Annotated in this window: 6 protein-coding genes and 1 tRNA gene; 5 read left to right on the top strand and 2 right to left on the bottom strand. The window is 46.1% G+C overall.

Going from position 1 to position 13,530, the window contains the following annotated elements; genetic code table 11:
* The first annotated feature begins 176 nt into the window (after positions 1–176).
* Together B0I21_RS01510 and B0I21_RS01505 are read left to right on the top strand one after the other, a co-directional pair.
* Positions 177–1,832, top strand: coding sequence for a glycoside hydrolase family 43 protein (locus B0I21_RS01510; RefSeq protein ID WP_133638568.1), 1,656 nt, complete (start codon positions 177–179; stop codon positions 1,830–1,832).
* A gap of 51 nt (positions 1,833–1,883) precedes the next feature.
* On the top strand, positions 1,884–4,262 hold the full coding sequence (locus tag B0I21_RS01505; protein ID WP_208292238.1) for a glycosyl hydrolase family 95 catalytic domain-containing protein: 2,379 nt from the start codon (positions 1,884–1,886) through the stop codon (positions 4,260–4,262).
* A gap of 557 nt (positions 4,263–4,819) precedes the next feature.
* Here the strand turns inward: B0I21_RS01505 and B0I21_RS01500 are convergent.
* Both B0I21_RS01500 and B0I21_RS01495 read right to left on the bottom strand, forming a co-directional pair.
* Positions 4,820–4,906 (bottom strand) — tRNA-Ser (locus B0I21_RS01500).
* A 106-nt stretch (positions 4,907–5,012) separates the two neighbouring features.
* Positions 5,013–7,154 carry an HD family phosphohydrolase gene (locus B0I21_RS01495; RefSeq protein ID WP_133638567.1) on the bottom strand — a complete coding sequence of 714 codons (2,142 nt, stop codon included), beginning with the start codon at positions 7,152–7,154 and terminating at the stop codon, positions 5,013–5,015.
* 139 nt (positions 7,155–7,293) lie between these two features.
* Between B0I21_RS01495 and rpe the strand changes: the two genes are divergently transcribed.
* The 3 genes from rpe (at position 7,294) to B0I21_RS01480 (ending at position 13,473) form a co-directional block, all read left to right on the top strand.
* Positions 7,294–7,974, top strand: a complete 681-nt coding sequence (gene rpe, locus B0I21_RS01490; protein WP_133638566.1) for a ribulose-phosphate 3-epimerase — start codon at positions 7,294–7,296, stop codon at positions 7,972–7,974.
* A 400-nt stretch (positions 7,975–8,374) separates the two neighbouring features.
* Positions 8,375–11,146 carry a bifunctional aconitate hydratase 2/2-methylisocitrate dehydratase gene (locus tag B0I21_RS01485; RefSeq protein WP_133638565.1) on the top strand — a complete coding sequence of 924 codons (2,772 nt, stop codon included), beginning with the start codon at positions 8,375–8,377 and terminating at the stop codon, positions 11,144–11,146.
* A gap of 56 nt (positions 11,147–11,202) precedes the next feature.
* Entirely contained in the window at positions 11,203–13,473 is a 2,271-nt protein-coding gene (locus tag B0I21_RS01480) for an aconitate hydratase (protein ID WP_133638564.1), read from the top strand.
* Positions 13,474–13,530: the final 57 nt, after the last annotated feature.

Here is a 13,530-nt window from a genome sequence, read left to right as displayed (position 1 = left end):
GTTCCCCACAGCAGCGCCGGGAAAGCCGAGATGAACTATTCCCAAAGGAATAGCATTCGGGTACGCCGGAAAATTGAGACTTTTTGATCAATTTATGAACTTCCTCCCGACAAGCACTAGCTAAGTTTGTCAAGTAAACCGAGGCTGACACGCCGCCAACAAAACAATATCATGCTATGCTACTTAAATTTTTAAAAACACTTGTTGTCCTCCATATGACAATTTGCATCTTGCACGCTCAACAAAAGTCAACTGCCCTTTCCGCCGTCTGGTCTCCGGATCAAGGCAACGGAACCTACAAAAATCCGATCATCCACGCTGATTATTCGGATCTGGATGTATGTCGCGTGGGCGAGGATTATTACATGACCGCGTCAAGTTTTAACTCCCTACCTGGCCTGCCCATACTGCATTCAAAAGATATGGTGAACTGGACGATTGTTAACCACGCGGTTCGGGAACTTCGCGCTCCGGGCTTTCATCCGGAGAACTTCTTTGACCGGCCGCAGCATGGAAACGGCATCTGGGCACCAGCTATTCGTTATCACACAGGCGAGTTCTACATTTACTACGGCGATCCTGACTTCGGCATTTACATGACGAAGGCTAAGAACCCCCTCGGAGAATGGACGCCCCTCAAGCTCGTTAAAGCAGGCAAGGGCCTTATTGACGCCTGTCCATTTTGGGATGAAGATGGCCAGGCCTATCTGGTTCATGGCCTTGCTGGAAGTAGGGCCCGCATAAAAAGTCTACTGGCCATTAGTAAACTATCTGCTGATGGAGAAAAGACGATTGGTAGTAGCAGGATAATTTATGATGGTCATGACGTTGATCCAACCATTGAAGGACCGAAATTACACCGAAGAAATGGATATTACTACGTTTTTGCTCCAGCTGGTGGCGTATCAACTGGTTGGCAGACTATTTTACGTTCCAAAGAGATATTTGGACCATATGAAAGAAAAATTGTTTTACAACAGGGAAACACACCGGTAAATGGTCCCCACCAAGGAGCTTGGGTGGACACGCCTAATGGCGAGGACTGGTTCTTTCACTTCCAAGACGTAGGTACTATTGGACGGATCGTACATCTTCAGCCAATGGCTTGGAAAGATGACTGGCCTGTCATCGGGCTGGATGAGGATGGTGACGGAGCAGGTAATCCTGTATTGGTTTACCGCAAACCAACTTCTGCCTATAATACGCAAATAAATCCACAGGAATCCGATCAGTTCGCGACAAATCAGTTGGGACTTCAATGGCAATGGCACGCCAATCCACAAGACTGGTGGCATTTTGCCGATGCAAAACGCAAAGTGCTATCGCTATATTCCGTTCCGCTGCCAGAAGCTTATAAAAACCTTTGGGATGTCCCCAACCTGTTGCTACAGAAAATGCCTGCTGCGAACTTCACCGCGTCACTTGAAATTAAGCCCAAATTGGATCCCAAGCAACCCGAGGAGCGTACCGGCTTGTTAATTATGGGCAAGGACTACGGCCTTATCGCCTTGAAACGAACCGAGAGTGGCTATCTACTGGAACAAATAGACTGTTACGGTGCCGACAAAGGTGCAAAGGAGAAGATAAACGCTTCGCAACGTATAGATTCAGAAACCATTTCGTTGCGAGTATCCGTCCACGATGGTGAACAGGCCAGCTTCAGTTTCAGCACAGATGGCGAGACGTATACCACTTTGGGCGGCTCGTTTAATTTAAAGGAAGGACATTGGATCGGCGCCAAGATTGGAACCTTTTGCAGCAGAGCCGGCCTTACAAATGATGGCGGACGGGTCGATCTGCAGTCCTTTTTGGTCGAAAAAAATTTAGATTAACAAACACGCAAAACTACGAATGTTATACACAAACCTATGATGATAAATTTTATGAACAAGAAACACAAACGCATGGCCTTAGCGCTATTGATCGTTTTAGGAGCCTGTAAGAGCAACAGTCAAATTTCCCATGAGGCACCTGCACGTGGTTTTCATAGTAATAGGCCCGCGCAGAAATGGGAAGAATCGCTCGTGTCTGGAAATGGTAGAATGGGCGTGATGGTCCAGGGATCACCGTACAACGAGTCCATCGTCTTTAACCATGCCCTACTGTATCTCCCCTTGCACAAACCGCTTAAGCCAGTATCACAAGGCAAGCATATTGATGAGATCCGGGAGCTTATGCTAGCAAAAAAATTCGAGGAAGGCGCACAGTTTGTCGTTGATCTTGCCAATTCTGAAGGATACAACGGAAAGCACGCGACCGATTGTTTCATCCCCGGTTTCCAGCTTAACCTAGTCAGTGATTCCACCAAAGTCAATACATACCGCAGATCGGTGGATTTTGAATCTGGCGAGATCGATGTACAATGGCAAAACGATCAAGGCGAGTTTAGTCGTAAAACCTTCGTCTCGCGAGCCGATAATGTCGTCGTAATACGATTACAGGCTTTCGAAGGTGCTGAAATAAACACAACGTTGGATATTAAGCGTATCCTTACCCATGATGATGCTCGAAAAGGGAAGTACCAATTGGACGACAACCTAGGAATAAAGCGGATGGAGATATCTGCAATCGATAGCGGCATAACCTGCCGAGCTTGGTACAATAATCCCTGGGAAGGAAGCTATCTAGGCTACCATGGAGCCATCAAGGTCACACATGCTAATGGTAAAATATCGGCGCAAAACAATCAACTAACAATCCATGATGCTACTGAAGTTGTACTTTTAGCACGTATTGAACCATCCAAGACAATGAAGGAAGATGAAGTCGTGTCGATCCAAAAGTCCCTTACACAGTTTGGCAGTAATTATGAACACTTATTAGAAGAGCACCGTAAGCTACACAAGTCCTTGTTCAATCAAGTCCGGCTGGATCTGCATGCAAGTGCACAAGACCGCATGAAATCTTCCGAAGAGCTGCTGGAGCTTGGCGGAGAACATCCTGCGTTGATCGAAAAGCTTTTTGATGCAGCGCGCTATAATGCAATCAGTGCCACAGGAATAAATCCACCGAATCTACAAGGTATATGGGGAGCTACAATGACCCCGCCTTGGTCAGGTGACTATACCACCAACGGCAATTTGCCCGTGGCCATTTCCCACTTTCTACAAGCCAACACCCCCGAGCTGATGTTACCGCTATTTGACAATCTTGAAAATTACCTAGAAGATTTCAGAACCAATGCTAAGGAGCTTTATAACTGCCGGGGCATCCACGTACCTTCACGCTATAGTACGCATGGGCTTAACAACCATTGGGATGCGACCTGGCCGATGACCTTTTGGACCATTGGCGCCGCTTGGTACTCCATGTTCTATTACGACTACTACTTATATACACAAGATGAGCAATTTCTGCGCACCAGAGCGCTGCCTTTTATGGAGGAATCAGCCTTATTCTACAGCGATTTTTTAAAAGAAGGTACAGACGGCAAATATGTATTTAATCCTTCTTACTCCCCAGAAAACCATCCGCTTAACTATAAAAGCCAAGCGTGTATCAATGCTACAATGGACGTGATGGCCGTAAATGCTTTGCTACGAGCCTTAATCAGTGTAAGCCAAAAGCAGGGCATAAATAAAGAAAAAATAGCGTTATGGGAAGACATGTTAAGTAAGATGCCGACCTACCAGGTTAATGCCGAAGGAGAACTTCGGGAATGGGTGTGGGATGATCTGGCAGACAACCATAATCATCGTCATGCATCCCATCTGCTCGGGCTATTCGACCTTCACGACCCCCTGATCGTTAACAATAAAGAGTTACGACTAGCCAGTAAAAAAGTAATCGACAGGAGAATGGAAATTCGCCGTCAGGAAAACGGAGGGATTATGGCTTTTGGCATGATCCAATTGGCCTTCGCCGCAACGGCGCTGGGCGAAAACGAAACGGCCTATGACATGCTCACCTGGTTAGGAAATAGTTACTGGAATAACAATCTGGTTTCCACGCACGATCCCAAAAAGACGTTCAATCTTGATATCAGTGGCGGATATCCCTCACTCGTCATGAAAATGCTTACCTATGCTGAGCCGGGCCTTATTTCGTTGCTACCGTGTAAACCTGATAGCTGGCATAAAGGGTCAATCACGGATTTAGCCCTACGTGGCGGAATTATCGTGCGTGAACTCAAGTGGGAAGGTGATCAAATTGAGGCTATGCTCGTTTCAAAAATAGATCAGACCGTCGCCATCCGATTAAAGGGCCAAGCGGTCAAAGAGCTTTTTCTGAAGGCAGGCGAACAAACACCTCTCCGCCTTTAACGAGCTTGAATTTTCAGAGACCGAAACCCCAAACTCTGCCCTAAACGAGAGAAGTTCGAACCCGCCGGATTCGCATCCCGCGGCTTGCCCTAAAACCACAAAAGTTCAACTTCCGTTGAACTTTTGTAACGTCTGCGGAGAGGGCGGGATATGTTTAGCCCCGCAAACCCCAAACTCTGCCCTAAACGAGAGAAGTTCGAACCCGCCGGGTTCGCATCCCGCAGCTTGCCTTAAAACCACAAAAGTCCAACTTCCGTTGAACTTTTGTAACGTCTGCGCAGAGGGCGGGATATGTTTAGCCCCACAAACCCCAAACTCTGCCCTAAACGAGAGAAGTTCGAACCCGCCGGGTTCGCATCCCGCAGCTTGCCCTAAAACCACAAAAGTCCAACTTCCGTTGAACTTTTGAACGTCTGCGGAGAGGGCGGGATATGTTTAGCCCCGCAAACCCCAAACTCTGCCCTAAACGAGAGAAGTTCGAACCCGCCGGGTCTTCATCCCTCAGCTTGCCCTAAAACCACAAAAGTCCAACTTCCGTTGAACTTTTGTAACGTCTGCGGAGAGGGCGGGATTCGAACCCGCGGTACCGTTTCCAGTACGACAGTTTAGCAAACTGTTCCTTTCGGCCACTCAGGCACCTCTCCTTATTTTGACTGTGCAAACATAACGCAAAAATTTTATTCTGCAAAGCTTTAAAAGGCATTTTTTAACAAAAAACAATAACGATCTGATTGTCAAATCGATTTTTTTCTACTCCTCGGCTGGGGCAGTTTTTTTGTTTACGTCGTAATCAATCCGCACGTGATAAATGCTTTTCAGCATGGATTTAAAGATTTCAGAAACCTCCGTGATATCCCGCATGGTAATATTCGCATTGATAAATTGGCGCTGCGTTATCTTGTAATCAATAATCTTGTCCACCAACTTGTTAATAGACTCTTCCGAAGGCTCTTTCAGCGCGCGGGATGCCGCTTCCACCGAATCCGCCATCATCAGTACAGCCGTCTCTTTGGAAAACGGAACAGGTCCGGGATACCGAAAGATCCCCTCATCCACCAACTTATCCGGATTTTTTTTCACAAAGACATTATAAAAATAGTCCACCCGCGTGGTGCCGTGGTGCGTGCGTATAAAGTCGATGACCACCTCGGGAAGCAAATTCTTTTTTGCCATCTCTACCCCCTTGTGCACGTGGGAGATGATAATCTGCGCCGACTGTTCAGGTGTCAGCTCCTCATGCGGATTGGCACCTGAGCGTTGGTTTTCAATAAAAAACAGCGGATTTAACATTTTTCCGATATCGTGATACAGCGCGCCTGCGCGAACCAAGAGCGGATTCCCCCCAATTTTGTAAATGGCAGCCTCAGCCAGGTTAGCGACCTGCAACGAGTGCTGAAACGTACCGGGGGCTTTCAGGGAAAGCTCGCGCAATACCCGCGAATTACTATTGGTTAACTCCATCAGGGTTAAGTCAGAGACGATACCGAACAGGCGTTCAAAGGCGTAAATAAGTGGATAAGCAAGCAGCGTGAGTCCCACGCTCACAATAAACGGGGCGATATCGACCCAATAGATACTGTTGAATGAACCATTACGGGTCAGCACAAGCCCTACATACGCCACAATATAGGTCGCCAAAATAATCAAAGAGGACACCAAAAATTGTTCGCGCTTTACCAAGGTTTTTATACTGTATATAGCGACCATCCCCGCGATAAATTGTAAGAAAACGAACTCATAGCTATTCGGTACAAACAGCGCCGCAATAAGCACCATAAGCAGGTGAATATTCAGCGCGACACGCGTATCGAAAAGCACCCTAAATATAATAGGCACGCTACAATATGGAATATAATACAGGCTTGGAATCTTCATCTTCAAGGCCCACGAGAGCACGCCAAGCATGGATACAATCACGATCATAACGATAAAAACCAATCGGTTGTTATCATATATAGACGACCTAAAAAAGTAGAGAAACACCATCAGCAGGGCTATGCACATGGAGATCATGACAAACTGCCCGAAAGCCACAAAATTTTGGTTTCCACTTATACGTGCCTCGTCCTCAAATACCTTCCGTAGGGATTCCAGCTTTTGATACGTCTCATTATTTATAATCTTGTCCTTCTCGGCAATAAGTTCACCTTTTTGCACCACACCGCGCGTGCTGGAAATATTGGCTAAGGCGTTTTGTTCTACCTTATTCGTTAAATTTTCATCAAAAACGTAGTTTATCGTGACGTAGTTTTTCAATATTTCGGAAAGCCAATCTTTTTGACTGATGCGCCCATTTTTAGCCAGAGATTGCTTAATATATTGGTTCGCCGTTTCAATCGTAAAAATATCAGCAGTGTTCTTTTGCTGTGCAATGTTCTCATGAATCAATGTAAAGTTGTATTGACTCTCCGTTTTCTCCACATTTCCACCATTTTCCCCCTTATTTTGGTAGCGGTTATTCAGCGATACGATGCCGCGATTATACACATAATTGAGCAATGCATTTCCGACAGCCTGATACGTCTCGAGTGTACCCTGCCCCGTGGAGTCCATGCTTCCTATCTGCCATTTCTCTGCTATATCGGTGTTAAACTGGTCGATTTGTTCTTTGCTGGCACTAACGTTTAGTGTGTAGATCGGCTGTACTGTTTTTAAGATTTGTTCCTTGTCCCGAATCAGTTCCTCCTGTGTCTTCAGAATAGCAAAATTGTAGGGCGAAATAAGATTGTCGTGGTTCCACGCCTTTCCTTTTTGAAATTCGTACCGGAATCGAGGCTGCTTCGGTAGAAAAATACATATCAGCATGATCGCCAACACGACCATGGCAAACTTGACCAAAAAAGAATTGTTCTGCGTTTTTTCTCTGCTATAATTAATCTTGAGTTTAGCCACTTACTATACGTTTTTTATGTGTTAATACCGCAATATCAAACAAAGGTACAATTTATGTTCGGAATCGCTGGAGGGATTAATTTACGAAATTTCGCAGATAAATCCCGCTCACATACTTATCTTTGCAGAAAAAAGAAAGATGTCTACAACAAAACATTTGATTGCTCCTTCCGTGCTAGCAGCAGACTTTGCAAGACTTTACGACGACGTGCAGATGGTAAACAACAGCGAAGCAGATTGGTTTCACATCGATATCATGGATGGCGTATTCGTTCCGAATATTTCTTTTGGCTTTCCGGTTATGCAGGCCATCGCTAAGCATGCCCAAAAACCGTTAGATGTGCATTTAATGATTGTGGATCCAGATCGTTACCTCAAGACGTGTAAAGACGCTGGCGCTGCCGTAATTACGGTGCATTACGAAGCCTGCCATCATTTACACAGAACGCTTTCCGCTATTCGTGAATTGGGTTGTAAGGCTGGCGTCGCTTTAAATCCGCATACACCGGTAAGCTTGCTGAAAGATGTCCTCGCTGATCTTGATCTGGTATGTATCATGTCGGTTAATCCAGGATTCGGTGGGCAAAAATTCATCCCACAAACCTACACCAAAATCAAAGAACTACGGGAATTGGCAGCAAACGTTAACCCAGCATTGTTGATCGAAATAGATGGCGGTGTCGGCACCGGAAATGCAGCAGCTTTGCTTGATGCCGGTGCAGATGTATTGGTAGCAGGAAGCAGCGTATTTGGGGCGGCAGACCCTATCGTAGCCGTCAAAGAACTGAAGCATATCGAATCAGGTATCCAATCTGCATAAGCGATTCGCAACCTAAGGCTGTGCAATCAGCAGCCCTTGGGCTATCTTCAGTTGACGCGTGCATTTAAACATAAGCTAAAAGAAGGCGGCTTTACGGCCGCTTTCCAGCAATACATCCCCTTTTTCTTGCCTCACGCGAAAGTGTCATCTTATTGTTTGGATTTATTCCAAATTAACGTTTCGCTTGGCGTTAATCTACCTAAAACCTATTCTTTTTTGTATTTTTGTCGTGATTCAAAAAATCGCGTAACCGGTTATGTTTTAACAAAAAGCATTCCGTACAGAAACCTGTTCAAAGGGCCATGTACGGTGTTATGTCGGCAGAGCTTCGCGACAGATTGACTAGAGCAGCTGTAATCGTTTACCGCTGCGCACAATCCTCGAAATTACTTCTAAGAAAATGAGTATTTATAACGACTATTTACAAGAAATTGCTGAAAGAAAACAGCAAAACCTTCATCCTAAACCAATTGACGGCGCTGATCTACTAAGTGAAATCATCACACTAATAAACGACAGCACCAATCCGAACCGAAAAGACGCCCTCCACTTTTTTATTTACAATACGTTACCCGGCACAACGAGTGCAGCGGGCGTAAAGGCAAAGTTCTTAAAAGAAATCGCTGTCGGACAAACGTTGGTAGAAGAAATATCACCGGTCTATGCTTTCGAACTCCTTTCGCATATGAAAGGCGGCCCTTCTATTGAAGTTTTACTGGATCTTGCGTTGGGAGCCGATGCAGACATTGCCCGCCAAGCGGCCAACGTCTTAAAAACACAAGTATTTCTTTACGATGCAGATATTGCGCGGCTGAAAGAAGCTTTCGAGCAAGGAAATACCACCGCTAGAGAGATATTGGAGAGCTACGCCAAGGCCGAATTCTTTACGCAACTACCCGAAGTAGCGGAGGAGATCAAGGTAGTCACGTTTATTGCTGGCGAAGGTGATATTTCCACCGATTTACTATCACCGGGAAACCAGGCGCACTCACGTTCTGACCGCGAACTTCACGGTAAATGTATGATCACGCCGGCGGCGCAAGATCAGATCAAAGCCCTGCAGGCTCAACATCCAGACGCTAGCGTTATGCTTATCGCAGAGAAAGGCACCATGGGTGTCGGTTCTTCGCGTATGTCCGGTGTAAATAACGTAGCACTCTGGACAGGCAAGCAAGCAAGCCCATACGTACCCTTCGTAAACATCGCCCCTATCGTAGGCGGTACCAATGGCATATCCCCAATTTTCTTGACTACCGTAGACGTAACAGGGGGTATCGGTATCGACTTAAAAAATTGGGTTAAGAAAACAGATGCGGAGGGCAACGTGTTGCGCAACGAAAAAGGCGAACCCATTCTTGAAGAAGCCTATTCCGTAGCCACGGGAACCGTATTAACAATTAACACCAAAACGAAGAAACTATATAACGGAGAGCAGGAGCTTATCGACGTTTCAAAAGCCTTCACGCCACAAAAGGTAGAATTTATCCGTGCCGGCGGCTCTTATGCTATCGTCTTCGGTAAAAAGATACAAACTGTCGCTGCTAAAATCTTAGGCGTCGAGGCAACACCAGTTTTTGCACCTTCCAAGGAAATTTCTGTAGAAGGGCAAGGACTTACTGCCGTAGAAAAAATATTCAATAGAAATGCAGTGGGCACTACGCCAGGCAAGGTTTTGCATGCTGGATCTGACGTTCGTGTTGAAGTCAATATCGTTGGCTCGCAAGATACGACAGGATTGATGACCGCCCAAGAGTTGGAATCGATGGCCGCAACGGTTATTTCCCCAATCGTGGATGGTGCTTACCAATCGGGCTGCCACACCGCATCCGTATGGGACAAAAAAGCGCAAGCAAACATTCCGAAGTTGATGAAATTCATGAACGAGTTTGGGTTGATTACAGCGCGTGATCCGAAAGGTGAATACCATGCGATGACTGACGTTATCCATAAAGTTTTGAATGACATCACGGTGGATGAGTGGGCTATTATCATTGGTGGCGACTCGCACACGCGGATGTCAAAGGGTGTCGCTTTTGGTGCCGACTCCGGAACAGTTGCCCTAGCGCTCGCTACAGGCGAAGCCTCTATGCCTATTCCAGAATCGGTAAAAGTTACCTTCAAGGGCGAAATGAAAGACTACATGGACTTCCGTGACGTGGTGCACGCTACGCAATCGCAAATGCTGAAACAGTTTGCTGGCGAAAACGTGTTCCAAGGGCGGATTATTGAGGTGCATATCGGCACTCTTCCAGCCGACCAGGCATTTACCTTCACCGACTGGACCGCAGAAATGAAAGCAAAAGCTTCCATCTGTATATCACTTGATGATACCTTAATCGAGTCATTGGAAATTGCGAAGGGCAGAATCCAAATCATGATCGATAAAGGCATGGAGAATGAGCGCCATGTGCTTCAGGGTCTAATCAACAAGGCCGATAAACGCATCGCTGAAATTAAATCTGGCGAAAAACCAGCCTTGATGCCAGATGACAATGCAAAATATTACGCAGAGGTGGTTATCGATCTTGACGAAATCGCAGAACCGATGATCGCGGACCCGGATGTTAACAACGAAGACGTATCAAAACGGTATACCCACGATACCATCCGCGCCCTCTCCTACTATGCTGGCGAGAAAAAGGTCGATCTTGGTTTCGTAGGATCCTGTATGGTGCACAAAGGCGACTTGAAAATCGTGTCGCAGATGCTTAAAAATCTGGAAGAGCAACAGGGTCAAGTATCCTTTCATGCACCTTTAGTCGTTGCGGCACCTACCTACAACATTATCGATGAGTTAACAGCTGAAGGTGATTGGGAAATACTGCAGCGTTATTCTGGTTTTGAGTTCAGTGATCTGTTGCCAAAAAGCAATGCCCGTACAGAATACGAAAACATTATGTATTTGGAACGTCCAGGATGTAACTTGTGTATGGGAAATCAGGAGAAAGCTGCTAAAGGAGATACCGTATTGGCAACGTCGACTCGTCTTTTCCAAGGACGGGTGGTTGAAGATTCGGAACGTAAAAAAGGAGAATCGTTATTGGCCTCCACGCCAGTCGTTGTTCTTTCAGCGATCTTAGGACGCATTCCAAACGTAGAGGAATACAAAAATGCAGTAAAAGGCATTAATTTGACAAAGTTTGCGCCTCCAGTGAAAGAGTTGGTAGGATAGTTGTTATATCCTACTCAACATACAAAATTGAGAATTGATAATAAAATTTAAGCGATATGGCATTTGATATAGAGATGATCAAAAAGGTTTATAGCCAGTACGAAGAGCGCATCAACGCTGCACGTCAGGTAGTAAATAAACCTTTAACCCTTTCAGAGAAAATTTTATATGCCCACCTGTGGCATGGAAATGCAACGGAGGCTTACGAACGCGGAAGTTCTTATGTTGATTTTGCACCAGACCGCGTGGCTATGCAAGATGCAACGGCCCAGATGGCACTTTTGCAATTTATGCAGGCTGGGCGCCCTAAGGTGGCTGTTCCCTCGACGGTACATTGTGATCATTTGATCCAGGCCAGAGATGGCGCGGAGCAAGATTTGACGCGTGCAAAAAATGAAAGCTCGGAGGTATTCAATTTCTTATCTTCTGTTTCAAACAAATACGGTATTGGCTTCTGGAAACCTGGAGCTGGAATTATTCACCAGGTCGTGCTCGAAAATTACGCTTTTCCAGGTGGAATGATGATCGGCACAGACTCGCACACCGTAAATGCGGGTGGCCTAGGTATGGTCGCGATCGGCGTGGGTGGTGCGGATGCCTGTGACGTTATGGCTGGTTTACCGTGGGAGCTAAAATTTCCCAAATTAATTGGGGTTAAACTAACGGGTAAGTTAAGCGGTTGGTCTGCACCGAAAGATGTAATTTTAAAAGTTGCAGGTATTCTTACCGTAAAAGGTGGTACCGGTGCCATCGTTGAATATTTTGGCGAAGGCGCCGAATCCTTGTCGTGTACAGGTAAAGGTACCATATGTAACATGGGCGCAGAGATTGGTGCAACGACATCAACCTTCGGCTATGACGAGTCAATGGAACGTTATTTACGCTCTACCGATCGTGCGGAAGTGGCGGATGCAGCAAATGCGATCAAGGCCCATTTGACCGCCGACCCCGAGGTATATGCCGATCCAGAACAATACTTCGATCAACTGATTGAGATCAACCTCTCTGAACTAGAGCCTTCGCTAAACGGCCCCTTCACGCCAGACTTGTACACACCGGTATCGCGCATGCGCGATGAGGCTGAGAAAAACGGCTGGCCAACCAAGGTGGAATGGGGATTGATCGGATCCTGTACCAACTCGTCTTACGAAGATTTGTCGCGCGCAGCGTCTATCGCACAGCAGGCGATTGATAAAGGCTTGATTACAAAAGCAGAGTTTGGTATAAATCCAGGGTCGGAGCAGGTACGATACACCGCAGACCGCGATGGCTTACTCAAGACTTTTGAAGATTTAAATGCAACCATCTTTACGAATGCATGCGGACCATGTATCGGGATGTGGGATAGAGCAGGTGCCGATAAACAGGAAAAAAACACAATTGTACACTCCTTCAATCGTAATTTCGCCAAACGTGCCGATGGCAACCCCAATACATATGCTTTTGTCACTTCCCCAGAAATGGTAGCTGCAATTGCCATATCCGGCGATCTTGGATTTAACCCCGTAACCGATACATTGACAAACCGTGATGGCCAAGAAGTAAAACTTGATCCACCCACCGGTGATGAGCTTCCAGCAAAGGGCTTTGATGTGGAAGACGCAGGTTACCAAGCACCGGCGGAAGATGGCTCCAACGTAGAAGTCGATGTATCGCCATCTTCTGATCGTTTACAATTGCTTGAACCGTTCGAACCTTGGGAAGGCACGGATCTGAAAGGCTTGCGTTTATTGATCAAAGCCAAAGGGAAATGTACCACAGACCATATATCGATGGCTGGCCCATGGTTGAAATACCGGGGGCATCTGGATAATATTTCCAACAACATGCTTATTGGCGCGGTTAACTATTTCAACGATCAGACAGATTCCGTTAAAAATCAATTGACAGGTGAGTACGGCGGAGTTCCTGCCACACAACGGGCCTACAAAGCGGAAGGAATAGGCTCTATCGTGGTGGGTGACGAAAATTATGGTGAAGGTTCTTCACGAGAACACGCAGCCATGGAACCTCGCCATCTTGGTGTGCGGGCTGTGCTGGTAAAATCTTTTGCACGTATCCATGAGACGAACCTTAAAAAGCAAGGTATGTTAGGCTTAACATTCGCTGATAAAGATGACTACGACAAGATCCAAGAGGATGATACCATCGATATCTTAGGTTTAACGGAATTTGCTCCAGGAAAATCGCTGACGTTGGTTCTGCATCATGCGGACGGTACACAAGAGCAGATCGAAGCAAACCACACCTACAATGCGCAACAAATCGAATGGTTCAAAGCAGGTGGTGCTTTGAATATCATTCGCCGAAACCAAAAAAACAAGTAAAATTTGGTTGCATCATAACAAAAAAGATCCTGTCACGACGACAGGATCTTTTTTGTT

It is taken from the genome of Sphingobacterium paludis (genome assembly GCF_004364125.1).
Classification (GTDB): Bacteria; Bacteroidota; Bacteroidia; order Sphingobacteriales; family Sphingobacteriaceae; genus Sphingobacterium; species Sphingobacterium paludis.
The sequence above is the reverse complement of the archived record's forward strand: the minus strand, read 5'-3'. Positions and strand labels throughout refer to the sequence as shown.

Coding starts and splice junctions, on each gene's coding strand:
- B0I21_RS01510 (WP_133638568.1), top strand. CDS start 177: ATGCTACTTAAATTTTTAAAAACACTTGTTGTCCTCCATATGACAATT.
- B0I21_RS01485 (WP_133638565.1), top strand. CDS start 8,375: ATGAGTATTTATAACGACTATTTACAAGAAATTGCTGAAAGAAAACAG.
- rpe (WP_133638566.1), top strand. CDS start 7,294: ATGTCTACAACAAAACATTTGATTGCTCCTTCCGTGCTAGCAGCAGAC.
- B0I21_RS01480 (WP_133638564.1), top strand. CDS start 11,203: ATGGCATTTGATATAGAGATGATCAAAAAGGTTTATAGCCAGTACGAA.
- B0I21_RS01505 (WP_208292238.1), top strand. CDS start 1,884: ATGAACAAGAAACACAAACGCATGGCCTTAGCGCTATTGATCGTTTTA.